The sequence below is a fragment of the Pseudomonas sp. NPDC087614 genome (genome assembly GCF_044743485.1).
Classification (GTDB): Bacteria; Pseudomonadota; Gammaproteobacteria; order Pseudomonadales; family Pseudomonadaceae; genus Aquipseudomonas; species Aquipseudomonas baetica_A.
Genome location: NZ_JBIUWN010000097.1, coordinates 1 through 17,507, shown reverse-complemented (window position 1 = coordinate 17,507; position 17,507 = coordinate 1). Strand labels below are relative to the sequence as shown.

Annotated in this window: 17 protein-coding genes; 5 read left to right on the top strand and 12 right to left on the bottom strand. The window is 59.6% G+C overall.

Annotated elements, in window-relative coordinates:
• The 4 genes from leuS to arfA form a co-directional block, all read left to right on the top strand.
• Window positions 1–2,091 (top strand): leucine--tRNA ligase (leuS, locus tag ACIOWA_RS24865; RefSeq protein WP_401162413.1); only part of this gene is annotated, 2,091 nt, incomplete at its 5' end.
• A gap of 87 nt (window positions 2,092–2,178) precedes the next feature.
• Complete coding sequence (gene lptE / locus ACIOWA_RS24860) at window positions 2,179–2,784, top strand: LPS assembly lipoprotein LptE (RefSeq protein ID WP_221730181.1); 606 nt, start codon at window positions 2,179–2,181, stop codon at window positions 2,782–2,784.
• Between the two features lie 39 nt (window positions 2,785–2,823).
• Complete coding sequence (gene holA / locus ACIOWA_RS24855) at window positions 2,824–3,861, top strand: DNA polymerase III subunit delta (RefSeq protein WP_401162411.1); 1,038 nt, start codon at window positions 2,824–2,826, stop codon at window positions 3,859–3,861.
• Between the two features lie 200 nt (window positions 3,862–4,061).
• Window positions 4,062–4,226, top strand: coding sequence for an alternative ribosome rescue factor ArfA (arfA, locus tag ACIOWA_RS24850; protein WP_003228536.1), 165 nt, complete (start codon window positions 4,062–4,064; stop codon window positions 4,224–4,226).
• 9 nt (window positions 4,227–4,235) lie between these two features.
• Here the strand turns inward: arfA and ACIOWA_RS24845 are convergent, their stop codons facing one another.
• Window positions 4,236–5,168, bottom strand: coding sequence for a hypothetical protein (locus ACIOWA_RS24845; protein ID WP_339431353.1), 933 nt, complete (start codon window positions 5,166–5,168; stop codon window positions 4,236–4,238).
• A 256-nt stretch (window positions 5,169–5,424) separates the two neighbouring features.
• Between ACIOWA_RS24845 and ACIOWA_RS24840 the strand changes: the two genes are divergently transcribed.
• Complete coding sequence (locus tag ACIOWA_RS24840; RefSeq protein WP_339464724.1) at window positions 5,425–6,747, top strand: lytic murein transglycosylase; 1,323 nt, start codon at window positions 5,425–5,427, stop codon at window positions 6,745–6,747.
• Window positions 6,748–6,881: 134 nt separating this feature from the next.
• On the opposite strand, the gene ACIOWA_RS24835 is transcribed toward ACIOWA_RS24840, so the two are convergent.
• From ACIOWA_RS24835 to rsfS, 11 genes are all read right to left on the bottom strand, one after another.
• The gene (locus ACIOWA_RS24835; RefSeq protein WP_401162408.1) at window positions 6,882–7,832 is read right to left on the bottom strand and encodes an LD-carboxypeptidase; all 951 of its coding nucleotides are present in this window, start codon (window positions 7,830–7,832) and stop codon (window positions 6,882–6,884) included.
• A gap of 125 nt (window positions 7,833–7,957) precedes the next feature.
• Window positions 7,958–8,956, bottom strand: coding sequence for a lipoyl synthase (gene lipA / locus ACIOWA_RS24830; RefSeq protein WP_167394918.1), 999 nt, complete (start codon window positions 8,954–8,956; stop codon window positions 7,958–7,960).
• Window positions 8,957–8,981: 25 nt separating this feature from the next.
• A complete protein-coding gene (lipB, locus tag ACIOWA_RS24825) occupies window positions 8,982–9,629 on the bottom strand; it encodes a lipoyl(octanoyl) transferase LipB (RefSeq protein ID WP_401162406.1) in 648 nt (215 codons plus the stop codon).
• On the bottom strand, window positions 9,629–9,904 hold the full coding sequence (locus ACIOWA_RS24820; RefSeq protein ID WP_221730186.1) for a DUF493 domain-containing protein: 276 nt from the start codon (window positions 9,902–9,904) through the stop codon (window positions 9,629–9,631). Before ACIOWA_RS24820 ends, lipB begins: the two co-directional genes overlap by 1 nt.
• A gap of 80 nt (window positions 9,905–9,984) precedes the next feature.
• Window positions 9,985–11,142 (bottom strand): D-alanyl-D-alanine carboxypeptidase family protein, encoded by a 1,158-nt coding sequence (locus tag ACIOWA_RS24815; RefSeq protein WP_221730187.1) that lies wholly within the window; start codon window positions 11,140–11,142, stop codon window positions 9,985–9,987.
• Between the two features lie 186 nt (window positions 11,143–11,328).
• Window positions 11,329–12,339: a septal ring lytic transglycosylase RlpA family protein gene (locus ACIOWA_RS24810; protein ID WP_339431350.1), complete on the bottom strand. Its 1,011-nt coding sequence runs from the start codon at window positions 12,337–12,339 to the stop codon at window positions 11,329–11,331.
• Window positions 12,339–13,349, bottom strand: coding sequence for a lytic murein transglycosylase B (gene mltB / locus ACIOWA_RS24805; RefSeq protein ID WP_339464725.1), 1,011 nt, complete (start codon window positions 13,347–13,349; stop codon window positions 12,339–12,341). The genes ACIOWA_RS24810 and mltB overlap by 1 nt, the downstream gene beginning before the upstream one ends.
• Before the next feature lie 17 nt (window positions 13,350–13,366).
• Window positions 13,367–14,470 carry a rod shape-determining protein RodA gene (gene rodA, locus ACIOWA_RS24800; protein WP_221730279.1) on the bottom strand — a complete coding sequence of 368 codons (1,104 nt, stop codon included), beginning with the start codon at window positions 14,468–14,470 and terminating at the stop codon, window positions 13,367–13,369.
• A gap of 31 nt (window positions 14,471–14,501) precedes the next feature.
• Entirely contained in the window at window positions 14,502–16,397 is a 1,896-nt protein-coding gene (gene mrdA, locus ACIOWA_RS24795; RefSeq protein ID WP_339431348.1) for a penicillin-binding protein 2, read from the bottom strand.
• A gap of 10 nt (window positions 16,398–16,407) precedes the next feature.
• Entirely contained in the window at window positions 16,408–16,875 is a 468-nt protein-coding gene (rlmH, locus tag ACIOWA_RS24790) for a 23S rRNA (pseudouridine(1915)-N(3))-methyltransferase RlmH (protein ID WP_009051038.1), read from the bottom strand.
• 9 nt (window positions 16,876–16,884) lie between these two features.
• The gene (rsfS, locus tag ACIOWA_RS24785) at window positions 16,885–17,379 is read right to left on the bottom strand and encodes a ribosome silencing factor (RefSeq protein WP_187678819.1); all 495 of its coding nucleotides are present in this window, start codon (window positions 17,377–17,379) and stop codon (window positions 16,885–16,887) included.
• Between the last annotated feature and the right edge of the window lie 128 nt (window positions 17,380–17,507).

The following is a 17,507-nucleotide window of genomic DNA, read 5'->3' as shown; positions in this document are numbered from 1 at the left end:
GTCGGTCGCGGCTGGCGTTCCGGCGCGCTGATCGAAAAGCGCGAAATCCCGATGTACTACTTCAAGATAACCGCGTACGCGGATGAGCTGCTGGAGAGCCTCGACGAACTGACTGGCTGGCCGGAACAGGTCAAGACCATGCAGCGCAACTGGATCGGCAAATCCCGCGGCATGGAAGTGCAGTTCCCGTACAACGTCGACTCCATCGGCGAAGCCGGCACGCTCAAAGTCTTCACCACCCGTCCGGACACCCTGATGGGCGCGACCTACGTCGCCGTGGCTGCCGAGCATCATCTGGCCACTCTGGCTGCGCAGAACAACCCAGCGCTGCAAGCGTTCATCGCCGAATGCAAGGGCGGCAGCGTCGCTGAAGCCGACGTCGCCACTCAAGAGAAAAAAGGCCTGCCGACCGGCCTGTTCGTCGAGCACCCGCTGACTGGCGAAAAACTGCCGGTATGGGTCGCCAACTATGTGCTGATGCACTACGGCGACGGTGCGGTCATGGCGGTGCCGGCTCACGACGAGCGTGATTTCGAGTTCGCCCACAAGTACAACCTGCCGATCAAATCGGTCGTGCGTACCAGCTCCGGCGAGACCAACCCGGCCCCGTGGCAAGACGCCTACGGCGAGCACGGCACCCTGATCAATTCCGGCGAATTCGATGGCCTGGACTTCGCTGGCGCGTTCGACGCCATGGAAGTGGCCCTGATCAAGAAAGAGCTCGGCGCCTCGCGCACCCAGTTCCGCCTGCGCGACTGGGGCATCAGCCGTCAGCGCTACTGGGGCTGCCCGATCCCGATCATCCACTGCGATGCGTGCGGTGACGTACCGGTACCGGAAGATCAACTGCCTGTCGTCCTGCCGGAAGACGTGGTGCCGGACGGCGCTGGTTCGCCACTGGCGCGCATGCCCGAGTTTTTCGAGTGCACCTGCCCGAAATGCGGCCAGCCTGCCAAGCGTGAAACCGACACCATGGACACCTTCGTCGAGTCGTCGTGGTACTACGCCCGTTACGCTTCGCCACACTTTGAAGGTGGCCTGGTCGAAAAATCCGCAGCCGACCACTGGCTGCCGGTAGATCAGTACATCGGCGGCATCGAACACGCCATCCTGCACCTGCTCTACGCGCGCTTCTTCCACAAGCTGATGCGTGACGAAGGTCTGGTGAGCTCCAACGAGCCGTTCAAGAACCTGCTGACCCAGGGCATGGTGATCGCCGAGACTTACTACCGCCGCGAAGCCAATGGCGCTTACACCTGGTTCAATCCGGCGGACGTCGAACTCGAACGTGACAGCAAAGCCAAGGTCATCAGCGCCAAGCTCAAATCCGACGGCCTGCCGGTGGAAATCGGCGGCACCGAGAAGATGGCCAAGTCCAAGAACAACGGCGTCGACCCACAGTCGATGATCGATCAGTTCGGCGCAGATACCTGCCGCCTGTTCATGATGTTCGCCTCGCCGCCTGACATGAGCGCTGAATGGTCCGACTCCGGCGTAGAGGGTTCACACCGTTTCCTCAAGCGCGTTTGGCGTCTGGCTCAAGCCCACGTTACTCAGGGCCTGCCGGGCAAACTGGACATCGCCAGCCTGAACGACGAGCAGAAAGCCGTTCGCCGTGCGATCCACCTGGCCATCAAACAGGCCAGCCACGACGTCGGCCAGAACCACAAATTCAACACCGCCATCGCTCAAGTGATGACGCTGATGAACGTGCTGGAAAAAGCCGCGCAAGGCACCGAACAGGATCGCGCACTGATTCACGAAGGCCTGGAAGCCGTCACACTGCTGCTGGCTCCGATCACGCCGCACATCAGCCATGAGTTGTGGAATCAGCTGGGTCACGCTGACGCCGTGATCGACGCTGGCTGGCCGGCGGTGGATGACAGCGCGCTGGTACAGGACAGCCTGCAACTGGTCATTCAAGTGAACGGCAAGCTGCGTGGCCAGATCGACATGCCGGCCAGCGCAACCCGTGAAGAAGTCGAAGCGGCAGCGCGCGCCAACGAAAACGTGCTGCGTTTTGTCGACGGCCTGACTATTCGTAAAGTGATCGTAGTGCCCGGGAAACTGGTCAATATTGTCGCCAGCTAATTGGATCGGGCGTCAGGTTCGCCTGGCGCCGAGTAAAACCTTTCGGGTCGCACGGTCGGCCCACCTGGTTTCAAGGGGAGCAACACAATGATCAAACGCAATCTGCTGGTGATGGGCCTCGCCGTCCTGTTGAGCGCCTGTGGTTTCCAGCTGCGCGGTACCGGCACCAACGAACTGGCGATCAAGGAACTCGACCTGAGTGCCCGCAACGCCTACGGCGATACCGTCACGCAACTGCGTCAGGTACTGGAGTCCAGCGGCGTCAAGGTTTACAGCGGCGCGCCGTACAAGCTCTATCTGGCTGACGAGCAGGAAAGCCAGCGCATCCTCAGCTACGCCGGTGCCGGTCGTACGGGCGAGTATCAGGTCAGCACTGTCCTGAGCTACGACATCCGTGGTGACAAAAACCTTTCGCTGCTGAGCGACAAGCTTGAAGTGCAGAAAGTGTTCATTCACGACGGCAACAACCTCGTCGGCTCCGATCAGGAAGCCAACGACGCCCGTCGCGAGACCCGTCGCGAACTGGTTCAGCGCATGATGCTGCGCCTGCAACAGCTGACTCCGGACCAACTGCAGCAACTGCAGCAAGCCGCCAATGACCGGGCCAAGGCAGAAGCCGACGCGCTCGAAGCGGCGCAAAAGGCTGAAGCGCAGACCCCGCGTCAGTCGCCGCTCGAAGTACCGCAGCAGTAAGACGTTCGGGGCGCTCAGGCGCCCCGTTCGACCGATCTTATGAAGCTCGCTCCCGCTCAACTCAGCAAACACCTGCAGGGCTCCCTTGCGCCGGTCTACATCATCAGCGGAGATGACCCGCTGCTGTGTCAGGAAGCCGCCGACGCCATCCGCCGTGCTGCCCGCCAACAAGGTTTTGACGAACGTCAGGTATTTGCCGCCGACGCCAATTTCGACTGGGGCTCGTTGTTGCAGGCCGGTGCCAGCATGTCGTTGTTCGCTGAAAAGCGCCTGCTGGAACTGCGCCTGCCATCAGGCAAACCCGGTGACAAGGGCGCGGCTGCGTTCATCGAATACTGCTCGCGTCCCGCTGAAGACACCGTGCTGCTGATCAGCCTGCCCAAGCTCGATGGCAGCGCGCAGAAGACCAAGTGGGGCAAGGCGCTGGTCGAAGGCCAGCAGACCCAGTTCATTCAGATCTGGCCAGTGGATGCCAATCAACTGCCGAGCTGGATTCGTCAGCGCCTGTCTCAGGCCGGATTGTCGGCCAGCCAGGACGCCGTCGAACTGATTGCCGCACGCGTGGAGGGCAACTTGCTCGCCGCCGCGCAGGAAATCGAAAAGCTCAAACTGATGGCCGAAGGTGGGCAAATCACCGTCGAAACGGTGCAAGCCGCTGTCGCGGACAGTGCCCGCTTCGACGTGTTTGGCTTGACCGACGCCGTGCTCAACGGCGAACCGGCTCACGCCTTGCGCATGCTCGAAGGGCTGCGCGGTGAAGGTGTCGAACCGCCAGTGATTCTCTGGGCATTGGCGCGAGAGCTGCGCCTGCTGGCCAATATCTCGCTGCAGTACAGCCAGGGCACGCCGCTGGACAAGTGCTTCAGCCAGGCGAAACCGCCGGTCTGGGACAAGCGCAAACCCTTGATGAGCAAAGCCCTGCAACGCTACTCGGCGCAACGCTGGGCGCAGTTGTTGCTCGAAGCCCAGCGCATCGATGCGCAGATCAAGGGCCAGGCTGCCGGGTCGCCGTGGATGAGCCTGAGCCGATTGGCGTTGTTGATGGCCGGTCAGCGCCTTTCGTTGCCTGCCGAGTAAGTCGTTCAACCGCACAACGGCCCTTCGCGAGCAAGACCGCTCCCACACTTGACTGCATTCTCATAGCGCGAATTCGGTCGAATGTGGGAGCGGGCTTGCTCGCGAAAGCATCAGAACATTCCTACACAACAGAGACTGGACAGACGTCCAACATCGGCAGATTATTCGCCCCGCAACACCCACCCACCGAGAGATCCGTCATGAGCAAAAAGCCATCGAAACATGGCCCGAACAAGGCCAAATCCATCATCGCCCAACCCCTGTTCCGCAGCCGCCAGGAACGACCAACCAAGGGGAAAGGCAGCTACCGCCGCGAAGCCTTCCAGTCTGACAGCTGGGAGGCTTCTTACTTTCTGGCTGCTTGAAACGGATAATCAATTCACCGCCTGATCTTGCGCCTGAAACGCAAACGTCACTCTATCGGCCAGCGTTGCCGGCATTGTTACTTTGATAATAGGCAGCGTTTCACCAGTGAGCTCTTTGAATCGGCGCTGATCCCTCTGGACTTCCGCCAAGCCCGATGTGTTTCCGACAATCACGTAAAAGAACGCCTCAATTGGCAAGACTTTCGCCTGCCCCTTTGCCCAGGTCGTCATTTTCACGTCATTGGGTATGTCAAAAGCTCTTGGCGTCACCAGACGTCCTGCCTGCATCCCCTTTACAAAATTGGGGCCCGCCAGCGTATTAGCCGAATCTCTGACATCAAAACTGCATACACCTGCCCTGTTGTGACTAGGAACAGCATGCTTGTTGTAATTCTCTGCCCATTTTTCAGGGGTATTGATGCCTTGGGCAGCGCAGGCAACGGTTGAGGGATAGCCGGAAATCCCGCCACAACCCCGATCACTACGATGATCAGAATCCCCGTCCACGGGAAAGAAGCACAGAACTTCAATCTTGAGTTTGCCTGACGGTGTTTTCAAAACAGGATAGAAAATCAGTCCTTTCTTGTAATTCATGGCCAGTCTTTTCATTTTGTAGTCTGAGCGGACAAACGAAAATGAGGTACCTCCCACCCTTTCAGCGGTGGGGCTAGGATCCCAGACATCAAAGCCGGCTGCAGTGGCCGTTCCACGCAGCAAAATACCACTGCAAAGAAAGGCAGGTCTGGAGTCCACACCATCACATCGAAGAGTGGTGGTATCGCTATAACGCCTCGTCAATTCGGAGGCTACTTCCGGGCCGCTGGTGGCTAACGCTGTAGCAGTCTGTACGCCCAGCTGAGTTTGAACAGGCTCCTGCGAAGGGCCTTTTACAGAGCACCCTGCCAGCAAAAGAAACAGCAGTAAAAGCGCTTTACCTTTCATATGAAATTCCTCGTCAACGTGCGTCAAGAGGCAGTGATCGAGAAATTCAAACCACCACAATCCTGCCGGCATGGGCTATTGAATCGAGGAAAAACACTGCTGAATAGCTGATAGAAATGACAGTTGCGCCCCGCTAATTCAGGGCATATGGTGATTAGCCGGCTAAATAGACCTCGTCCAAATACCTGACCGATAACCGCTTCATTCCGCAGGCATGTTAAGGTCTGCACCTGATTCGTATCCCCTGGAACTGTGCATGCCCTTCAGTCTTTCCCGTCGTTGGCCCGTTCGCCAATTGATCGCCGCCACAAGCTTCATCCTGCTTGTCGCCTGCGCTGAAAAACCCACCGCCGCCGACGCCCAACCTCTCCAAGCCGCCCCTGTCGCCACGGCCCCAGCGATCATCCCGCCGGTAGTGCCGTCCGCCGACCCTCTCGATCTTCAGCCGACCCAGACCTTTGCCGAATGGCAGGCCGGTTTCCGCAAGGATGCGCTGGCCGCCGGGATCCGCGCCGATCTGTTTGATCGCGCGTTTGCCAATGTCAGCTTCGACGCCAGCGTTATTCGCGCCGACCGCAGTCAGCCGGAGTTCTCACGCCCCGTATGGGAATACCTGGACGGCGCGCTGTCGCCGCTGCGAGTGCGCAAAGGCCAAGCGCTGATCAACCAGTACGCCGACATTCTGCAAAGCATCGAACAGCGTTATGGCGTGGATCGTCAGGCGCTGGTGTCGGTGTGGGGGATGGAAAGCAACTTCGGTCAGTTCCAGGGCAGCAAGTCGGTCATCAATTCGTTGGCCACCCTCGCTTACGAAGGCCGTCGGCCGGGCTTTGCCCATGCGCAATTGATCGCCGCCCTGCAGATTCTGCAACAGGGTGATATCACGCCAGAGAAAATGCTCGGTTCATGGGCTGGCGCGATGGGACAGACCCAGTTCATCCCGACCACCTACAACACCCACGCCGTGGATTTCGACGGTGACGGTCGCCGCGACATCTGGGGTAGTCCGGCCGACGCGCTGGCCTCGACTGCACATTACCTGCAAAGCTCCGGCTGGCAGCATGGTCAGCCGTGGGGCTTTGAAGTACAACTCCCAGGCAGCTTCAATTACACGCTCGCTGACGGTGCCATTCGCAAAAGCGTGGCTGAGTGGCGTCAACTGGGCGTGATCATGCCCAATGGTGGTCAAGTGCCCGCAGGTACCGAACAACTGTCTGCCGCCCTGCTGCTGCCGGCCGGCTATCGTGGCCCGGCATTCCTGATCCTCGATAACTTCCGGGCGATCCTCAAGTACAACAACTCGTCGTCCTATGCACTGGCGGTCAGCCTGTTGTCGGAGCGCTTCAGTGGTGGCGGTTTGATCAACGGCACCTGGCCAAAAGATGATCTGCCATTGAGCCGTACCGAGCGGGTTGAGCTGCAAAGCTTGCTGAGTGCGCGCAATTACGATGCCGGTACGGCGGACGGGATCATCGGCGCCAATACCCGCAAGGCGATCCGCAGTGCGCAGCAGGCATTTGGCTGGCCGGCGGACGGGTATCCGACGCACAAGCTGCTTGAGAGCCTTCGTACCCAGTAGTCAGATTTTCGCAAGGCGCATATCGCTTTCGCGAGCAAGCCCGCTCCCACACTTGACTGCATTCTCATAGCGCGAATTCGGTCGAATGTGGGAGCGGGCTTTCTCGCGAAGGCTGATTGACTGGCGGTGCTTATCTACCGACGGACAACCACATCCTGCTCCAGCATCAGTTCTTTTTTCCCCGCATCCAGCCGCACCAAAGCCCCCATCGGTAGCGTCAGGTTCGGATCACAATGCCCGCTGCGCCATCCCGACAACACCGGTATCCGCAATGGTTCGAACGTCTGCTTGAGCAAGCGGTTCAACGCGTCGGTATCCACCCCCGCGACATCACCGACCAGCACACCGCGCAATTTGGCCAGCTTGCCGGCCAGACGCATCTGCGTGAGCAAGCGGTCGATGCGATACAGCGGTTCGTTGACGTCCTCGATCAGCAGAATCACCCCTTCTACATCGATTTCGTAAGGTGTGCCCAGCGTCGAGGCAATCATCGCCAGATTGCCGCCGAGTAAACGCCCGTGAGCGATGCCGGGTTCGACGGTGGTCAATGGATAGGCCACCGGGTGGCCCATCACGCTGCCCGCCTTCAACTGACCGCGCAGCATGGCGAAGAATGAGGTGACGGTCGGCGGCTCCTTGTCGCCCAGCAGGTCGGCATTGAGCAACGGCCCGTGAAAGGTCACGAACCCGGCGTAGCGGCTGATCGCCAGATGCAGTGCGGTGATGTCGCTGTAGCCGACAAACGGCTTGGCATGACGGCCCAACAGGTCGAAATCAATCCGGTCCAGCAGGCGCGGTGTACCGTAGCCGCCGCGCAAGCAGATGATCGCGTCGACTTCAGGATCGGCGAAAGCGGCGTGCAGGTCGTTGAGACGCACGTCATCGCTGCCGGCCAGATAGCCGTCCTTCTCGTAGACACCGGGAAATACTTTCAGCGCATAGCCGCGGGCACGCATCCACTGCACAGCCTTGTCAGTGTCCAGTGCGCCGGGGCCGGCAGGGGCAATCACGCCAATCAGCCCTTCGGATGGCAGCGCCGGTACGGGTTTATGCGGAAAAAGGGTGTGGGTCGGTCGAACGGTCATCCATGGTCTCCCTGTGAACTCATACACACAGTAGTCAGGTACAAAGACAAACAAAAGAGTGCGCGGCAGGCCCAAACAAAAATACCCGCCGAGGCGGGTATTTTTTAGACGCTATCAGCGCCGGATCAGGAACCCAGCAGCTCAGCCTTGACCAGCTTCGCCTGCTCGTCAGCGTGGTACGAAGACCGCACCAACGGACCCGACGCAACATTCTTGAAGCCCATCTTGTAACCTTCTTCGGCGAACCAGGCGAAGGTGTCCGGGTGCACGAAACGCTGCACCGGCAAGTGGCTGCGCGACGGTTGCAGGTACTGGCCCAGGGTCAGCATGTCGATGTCGTGTTCGCGCATGCGCTTCATGACTTCGATGACTTCTTCGTCGGTTTCGCCCAGGCCCAGCATCAGGCCGGATTTGGTCGGGATGTGCGGCATCATCTGCTTGAAGCGTTGCAGCAGGGTCAGCGACCACTGGTAGTCCGAACCCGGGCGTGCGGCCTTGTACAGGCGCGGCACGGTTTCGAGGTTGTGGTTGAACACATCCGGCGGCTCGGCTGCAGTGATCTCAAGGGCGACGTCCATGCGGCCACGGTAATCAGGGACCAGGGTTTCCAGTTGCACGTTCGGCGACAGCTTGCGGATCTCGCGGATGCAGTCGGCAAAGTGCTGGGCACCGCCGTCGCGCAGGTCGTCGCGGTCAACCGAAGTGATCACCACGTACTTGAGCTTCAGGTCGGCGATGGCGATGGCCAGGCTTTGCGGCTCGTTGACGTCCAGTGGTTTCGGACGACCGTGGCCAACGTCGCAGAACGGGCAGCGACGGGTGCAGATGTCACCCATGATCATGAACGTCGCGGTGCCACCGGAGAAGCACTCGCCCAGGTTCGGGCAGGATGCTTCTTCGCAGACACTGTGCAGCTTGTGTTTGCGCAGCAGGCTCTTGATGCGGTCGACTTCCGGGGAAACCGGGATGCGTACACGAATCCAGTCAGGCTTCTTCGGCAGTTCGGTGGTTGGAATGATCTTTACCGGAATGCGTGCAACCTTTTCGGCGCCGCGCAGCTTGACGCCGGCTTCAACCTTGGGACGCGGGGCCGGGCGCTCGGTCACGTCGAGCGTCGGGATCATGGTGTGCACTGCATCTGTAGTCATCTCAGTCGATTCCGCCCGTCAGGGTCGTCTGGTCTGCATAGTCGTGGTGTTTGACGAGCTGCGCGCGCAGCCGGGCACTTACCTCGGCAAATTCTATCGATCCTGCGTGATCGCTCAGCTGGGTCATCGCCAGCCCGGCATAGCCGCAGGGATTAATCCGTCGAAACGGTTCCAGGTTCATATCCACGTTCAGAGCCAGGCCATGAAAGGAACAACCGTGGCGGATCCGCAAACCCAGAGAAGCGATTTTCGCGCCATCGACGTACACGCCGGGAGCGTCTGGCTTGGCCGCGGCGGTCACCCCGTAGCTGGCCAGCAGTTCGATCAGGCAAAGCTCCATGCGACTCACCAGATCACGCACGCCGAAACCCAGCTTGCGTACATCCAGCAGCAAGTAAGCCACCAATTGGCCAGGGCCATGATAGGTCACTTGCCCGCCGCGATCGACCTGCACCACCGGGATGTCCCCCGGCAGCAACAAGTGTTCGGCCTTGCCGGCCTGGCCCTGAGTGAACACCGGAGGGTGCTCGACCAGCCAGATTTCGTCAGCGGCATCGCTGCCGCGTTCGTTGGTTAAGCGTTGCATGGCATGCCAGACCGGCTCGTAAGCCATCTGGCCGAGCTCACGAAAGCCCAGCGTGCCAGACATCACAGCACCATGTGCACAAAACCGGTCGCACGCAACTCGCTGTTAATGTCGTACAGCTGTTCTTGACCGGTGGCGATGATGTGCAACTGGATAGTCGTGTATTTGCCGTTGGTGCTTTGACGTTCGTCGATACGCTCATCATTGATGGTCGCGTGCTTTGTGACGATTGCGATGATCTTGTCTTTGTTGCCAACGCCAGTGTCGCTGATCACCTTGATCGGGTAATCAGTCTGGGGAAATTCGATCTTTGGCGCCTTTACTTCGGTATCGGTCATGGCGTAACGGCCTCTTAAGCCGTGGTAACGCGCATGGCCCCGCACCGGATCGGAGCAGGGCCATGCAGGTCAACACTAAATCAGTTGAACAAGCCGTAGAAGAATAGACGGATGCTATCCCACATGCGGCGGAAGATACCACCCTCCTCGACAGCGTCCAGAGCGATCAGGTCGGCGCTGTGCACAACCTTGTCTTCCAGTTTCACTTCGACTTTACCGATCACGTCGCCCTTGGCGATGGGCGCGGTCAGTTGTGGGTTCATGGTCATGCTGGCCGCAAGCTTCTTCAGCTGGCCTTTGGGCAGGGTCATGGTCAGGTCTTCAGCCAGGCCGGCCTTGACTTGATTGGTGGTGCCTTTCCACACCGGGGCCTGAGCCAGTTCAGTACCTTTCTGATAGAAGGTCTGGGTTTCAAAGAAGCGGAAACCGTAGGTCAGCAGCTTCTGGGTTTCAGCGGCGCGAGCCACTTCGCTGTTGGTGCCGAACACCACGGCGATCAGGCGCTGGCCGTCGCGTACAGCCGAGGACACCATGCAGTAGCCGGCTTCTTCGGTGTGACCGGTTTTCAGACCGTCAACGGTCTTGTCACGCCACAGCAGCAGGTTGCGGTTAGGCTGCTTGATGCCATTCCAGAAGAACTCTTTCTGCGAATAGATCGCATAGTGGGCCGGGTCTTCGTGGATGATCGCGCGAGCCAGGATCGCCATGTCATGAGCCGACGAATAGTGCTCAGGATTCGGCAGACCGGTCGGGTTCATGAAGTGGGAATTGGTCATGCCCAGTTCTGAAGCGGTTTTGTTCATCAGGTCGGCGAAGGCGTCTTCGCTGCCGGCGATGTGCTCGGACAGCGCCACACTGGCGTCGTTGCCGGACTGAATGATGATGCCGTGCAGCAGGTCGCTGACAGTGACCTGCGAACCCACCTTGATGAACATCCGCGAGCCGCCGGTGCGCCAGGCGTTTTCGCTGACGGTCACCGGATCGTTTTCACCGATCTGGCCGCGACGGATTTCCAGCGTAGCGATGTATGCCGTCATCAGTTTGGTCAGGCTGGCCGGTGGCAGACGCTGATCACCGTTGTTCTCTACCAGCACATTGCCGCTGCTGGCGTCCATCAGGACGTAGGCTTTGGCGGCCAGTTGAGGGGGCGACGGCATCATCTCGGCCGCAAAGGCGGCGGGCGAGAGGAGCAGCGGGACTAGCAGACACAGGCGTTTGGCAAAGGTGGTGATGTTCATCCGTCTCTCGAAATCGCTAATGGAAACTTGCCCTAGGGCAAAACTATTCAGACAGCCTTCTAACGGGCCATCGCGTGTTCAGTTGCTCACTCCAGTCACCCTTGCCGGGCTTTTATTCTTCGACGAGCCAACAACCTGATTCACCCCCAATCGCTGGTGAATCGTCAATCAAGTCCTGCGTATTGCTTACTCCGAAACCACACTTGGCGAACCAAGGTTGGCCAGGCGGACGCTGTTCTGTACCTGGGCAATCTCACCCGGCGAACCGATCGGCCCCAGACGTACCCGGTGCAAGGTCTGCTGATTGCGCACGATCGAACTGATGAAGACCGGAGCGCTCACCATCCCGCTGAGCTTCGCCCTCAGGAGCTCTGCAGCGTCCGGGTTGGCGAACGCGCCCACCTGCAGATACTGGCCAGATGCTGGTGCAGAAGCGTTTTTTTTTGCATCGAGCTGAACCGGCACGACGGCCGCGGCGTGTTGCTGCACCGGCGGCGTCCATTGCTCAACGGTGCCGGCCGAGGCCGTGATCACCGGGGCGCTATTTTGCGCGACTTGCGGCTCGTTGAGCATCAAAGGTGCCGGACGCCCCTTGGCAGCCCACCATTGTTGCGGATCAATGCCTTCGACCTTGACCCGCGCGGTGCCGATTTCGGCGTACCCCAGCTTCTTGGCGGCAGCGTAGGACAAATCGATGATGCGGTCGGAGTAGAACGGGCCGCGGTCGTTGACCCGCAGAATCACGCTCTTGTTGTTGTCCAGATTGGTCACCCGAACGTAACTTGGCAGTGGCAAGGTCTTGTGGGCGGCACTCATGCCGTACAGGTCATAGACCTCGCCGTTGGCGGTGTTCTGGCCATGGAACTTGGTGCCATACCAGGACGCTGTGCCAGAAGCGACATACGACTTCGATTCTTGCAACGGGAAATAGGTTTTTCCCAGCACCGTGTAAGGGTTGGCCTTGTACGGGCCGGTGTGCAGGGTCGGCGTGGCATCCGGGATGCGCGAGACATCGACGTCCCACCAAGGCGCGCCGTCTTTGTGCGCCCGGTTGATATCCAGACCCGGCTGCGCGCGCACAGCGGTAGACGATGTCTTTTGAGTCGGTGAACGGCTGGTCGAACAACTGGCGACCAGCACCGCCAACGCAGTGAATGCCACCAGTTTCAGGGGTTTGTTGATAGGCAATGCCCGCATTACTTGACGCCCCGTGCTTTTACCAGCTGTTCAGACAGTTGATGTACGGCCATGGCGTACATCACGCTGCGGTTATAACGCGTGATCGCGTAAAAATTCTTCAGGCCCATCCAGTATTCAGGGCCGTTTTCGCCTTCGAGACGAAATGCAGTGACTGGCATGTCATCGCGCAGCGCATCATGACTCGACCAGCCCAGCGCTCGCAACTCCCCAACGGTTTTCGTCGGCTCGATACCGGTGGTCAGGCCTTCATCGACCTGCTCGCCACGTACGTCTGCACGGCTGACCACTGGCTCGCCAGCGACCCAACCGTGACGCTTGAAATAACTCGCGACGCTGCCGATCGCATCATCCGGGTTGGTCCAGATATTGATGTGACCGTCACCGTCGAAATCCACCGCATAGGCGCGAAAGCTGCTCGGCATGAACTGCGGCAGGCCCATGGCGCCTGCGTAAGAGCCTTTCAGGGTCAATGGATCGACCTGCTCTTCACGCGCCAGCAGCAGGAACTCACGCAGTTCCTTGCGGAAAAATTCGGCACGGGGAGGATAGTCGAATCCGAGCGTGGACAAGGCGTCGATCACCCGGAAATTACCGGTATTACGTCCGAAAAAGGTTTCAACGCCAATGATCGACACGATGACTTGTGCCGGCACGCCGTACTCCTGTTCGGCACGGGCCAGCGTCGCCTCATGCTGACGCCAGAAGTCGACACCACGGGCGATACGTGCGTCCGTGATGAACATCGGACGGTATTCTTTCCATTGTTTGACCCGCTCGGCGGGACGGGAGATGGCGTCGAGAATCGACTGCTTGCGCTGCGCCTCGCGAAACACACCCATCAGTTGCTCACCGGCAAAGCCGTAGTCGCGGGTCATTTCACCGACGAATTCGGCCACCTGCGGCGAGCCTTCGTATTCGCCGGCCAGCGCGTCCTGCACGCTACCGAGGATGCCTACCAGGCCAACCCACGGCGCGCATCGAGTCGCCCAGCCACGCATTACTTGCATTGAAATCTTCACCTTATTCAAACCTGCGCGATCCACTTGCGATGGGTATGGATCGACATCAAAACCCCAAACGCTGACAGCAATGTCACCAGCGAAGTTCCTCCGTAGCTAATGAACGGCAACGGCACCCCTACAACCGGTAACAGGCCACTGACCATACCGATGTTGACGAAAACGTAAACAAAAAACGTCATGGTCAATGCACCGGCGAGCAATTTGCCGAACAATGTTTGTGCCTGTGCCGTGATCACCAGCCCCCGGCCGATCAACAAAAGATAGATCAGCAGCAGTACGCAAATGCCCACCAGGCCGAACTCTTCGCCAAGTACTGCAATGATGAAGTCGGTGTGACTTTCAGGCAGGAAGTCCAGATGCGATTGGGTGCCGAGCAGCCATCCCTTGCCGAACACGCCGCCGGAACCGATCGCCGCTTTCGACTGAATGATGTTCCAGCCCGTACCGAGCGGATCGCTTTCCGGGTCAAGGAACGTCAGGATTCGTTGCTTCTGGTAGTCGTGCATGATGAAAAACCACATGGCGACCGCCACGGGTACGGCGGCGGCCAATACGCTGAGAATCCAGCGCCAGCGCAACCCACCCATGAACAGCACGAACGCTCCGCCCGCCAGAATCAGCAGCGAAGTACCGAGGTCCGGCTGACGCACGATCAGAATGAACGGCACACCGATCAGCATCAAACTGATGCCGACATGCTTGAGTTGTGGCGGCAATGTCCGTTTCGACAGATACCAGGCGATGGTCGCCGGCATGAGGATTTTCATGAACTCGGAGGGCTGGAAGCGGATCACCCCGGGAATGTTGATCCAGCGTGTCGCGCCCATGGCGTTGTGGCCCATGATGTCCACCACCATCAGCAGCACCACCCCGATCACATAGCCGAGCGGCACCCAACGGGCCATGAAGCGCGGTTCGAACTGGGCGATGACGATCATCGACACCAGACCGATGCCGAACGAAGTGGCCTGTTTGGCCAGCAGATCCCAGTTCTTGCCGCTGGCCGAATACAGCACGAACAGGCTGCCGGCGGCGAGAATCAGCAACAGGATCAACAAAGGGCCATCGATATGCAGTTTTTGCAGCAACGTCGCGCGGCGACGCATCACATCCTCGCTGGAGAGCATGCGATCAAAGTTATTCATCACGGGCCGTAGCCTCCGCACTGATTGGACTGGCGTATTCGGCCTTCAAATGTCCGTCCTGATCCAGCAACCAGGCGTCCATGACCTGACGCACGACGGGCGCGGCAACACCGGAGCCGGACTCACCGTTCTCAACCATCACCGACACGACGATTCGTGGATCGTCGGCCGGGGCGAAACCGACGAACAACGCGTGGTCGCGATGGCGCTCCTGAACCTTGGAGCGGTCGTACTTCTCGCCCTGCTTGATCGCGACCACCTGAGCGGTACCCGATTTGCCGGCGATCCGGTATTGCGCACCGATTGCCGCTTTGCGCGCGGTGCCCCGGGCACCGTGCATCACCTGCTGCATGCCGTGGTTGACCTTGTTCCAGTCCGACGGGTCACGCAGGATAATGTCCGGCATCGGGTTTTCGTCCACCGGTTTCACCCCTTCGAGGGTTTTGGCCAGGTGCGGCCGGTTCCACACGCCTTTGTTCGCGACCAGCGCCGTGGCTTGGGCCAACTGAAGCGGCGTCGCTTGCATATAGCCCTGGCCGATCCCTAGGATCAGCGTCTCGCCCGGGAACCACGCCTGCTTGCGTGTCGCCCGCTTCCACTCACGCGAAGGCATCAGGCCTGGGGATTCTTCGAACATGTCCAACGAGACCTTCTTGCCGATGCCGAACTTGTTCATGTAAGCCGACAGCCGATCAATGCCCAGCTTATGGGCCAAGTCATAGAAGTAGGTGTCGTTGGACCGCATGATCGCTGTGTCGAGGTCGACGAAGCCGTCACCGGTGCGGTTCCAGTTGCGGTATTTGTGATCGTAGTTGGGCAGCATGTAGTAACCCGGGTCGAACACCCGGCTCGACGCCGTCACAACCCCTGAATCGAGGCCGGCAATCGCCACCGCCGGTTTGATCGTCGAGCCCGGCGGGTACAGACCGCGCAGCACGCGGTTGAACAGAGGCCGGTCAATGGAATCACGCAACTCGGCGTATGCCTTGAAGCTGATCCCGGTCACGAACAGGTTCGGGTCAAAACTCGGCTGACTGACCATCGCCAGCACTTCGCCAGTTCTCGGATCGAGCGCGACCACCGCACCGCGACGTCCGCCCAATGCCGCCTCGGCCGCTTCCTGCAACTTGATGTCCAGGCTCAGAACGATGTCCTTGCCGGGAATCGGATCGGTCCGCTTGAGCACACGCAAGACGCGACCACGGGCGTTGGTCTCGACTTCCTCGTAACCCACCTGACCGTGTAACTCCGGCTCGTAGAAACGCTCGATGCCGGTCTTGCCGATGTGATGGGTGCCGCTGTAGTTGACCGGGTCGAGGCTTTTGAGTTCTTTCTCGTTGATCCGCCCCATGTAACCCACCGAGTGCGCAAAATGCGCGCCCTGCGGGTAGTGACGGACCAGTTGCGCAATCACTTCCACGCCCGGCAGACGGAACTGGTTCACGGCGATGCGGGCGATCTGCTCCTCCGTCAATTCGAACAGGATCGGTACCGGCTCGAACGGCCGACGCCCCTGACGCATGCGCTTCTCGAAGATCACCCGGTCTTCGGGCGTCAGCCCTAGCACTTCGACGATCACGTCGAGCACTTGCTGCCAGTCGCCGGAGCGCTCGCGGGTCATGCTCAGACTGAAGCTTGGCCGGTTGTCGGCAACCACGACGCCATTGCGGTCGAAAATCAGCCCACGCGTCGGCGGGATCGGCTGCACATGGACGCGGTTGTTCTCCGAGAGGGTCGAGTGGTACTCGTACTGGATCACCTGCAAGAAATAAAGCCGTGCGATTAGCACACAGATCAGCGCCACCACCACAACGGCCCCGAATATGACGCGGCTACGCACCAGGCGTGCGTCTTTTTCGTGGTCCTTGATGCGGATCGGCTGAGACATGAGGGCAGGCTTACTTGTGGTAAGGGTGACCGGACAGCACGGTCCAGGCACGGTACAACTGTTCGCCGATCAGAATCCGCACCAGCGGATGCGGCAGCGTCAGCGGTGACAACGACCAGCGTTGATCGGCACGAGCACAGACTTCCGGCGCCAGCCCTTCCGGGCCACCAACCATGAAATTGACCGTGCGCGAATCCAGCCGCCAACGGTCGAGTTCGACCGCCAGTTGCTCGGTACTCCAGGGTTTGCCGTGGACTTCCAGCGTGACGATCCGCTCGTTCTGCCCGACCTTGGCCAGCATGGCTTCGCCTTCCTGGCGGATGAAACGAGCCACGTCAGCATTCTTGCCACGGGTATTGAGCGGTATTTCCACCAGTTCCAGCGCCAGCTCGGACGGAAGACGCTTGGCATATTCATGCCAGCCTTCTTCCACCCACTTGGGCATGCGTGAACCGACGGCGATCAGTCGCAGTCGCACAGCGATCCCTTAGAGCTGGTCTTTGTTGAGCTTGGTGAAATGCTCGTGGGTGTTTTCCGGGCTGTGGTGTTTGGCGTCGGCCGCGCGGCTTTGCTCGGCACCGGCCCACAGGCGTTCCAGGTCGTAGAACTGACGCGCCGAGGCGGTCATCATGTGCACGATCACCAGGTCCAGGTCGAGCAGCACCCAGTCGCTGTCGCCCTTGCCTTCTTCGCCCAGCGGCTTGGCGCCCTGCTTTTTGACTTCTTCGCGAACCTTATCCAGCATCGCGTTGATCTGGCGATTGGAAGTACCGGTGGCGATGATCATGTAGTCAGTGATGCTCTGCTTGTCGCGAACATCGATGATCTGGATATCTTGCGCCTTGACGTCTTCCAGTGCAGCCACGGCCAGCTTGACCAGGTCGTCACCTTTCAGCGGCTCGTTGGTGTTGACCGGCTCTGGCAGCGGGGCGCTCTTGAATGTGCCTTTGCGCTTTACTTTGGTTTGGTCTTTGTCAGTCATATAAAACTCGTTTTGCTCATGTATTCGGCGGCTTGGCGACACGGTGATCCGTATCAGTGAAGCACGCCTTGTTCAGTTCGACGCACGGTAAAGACCGTGCGCATCGATGTAGGCCAGGACCGCGTCGG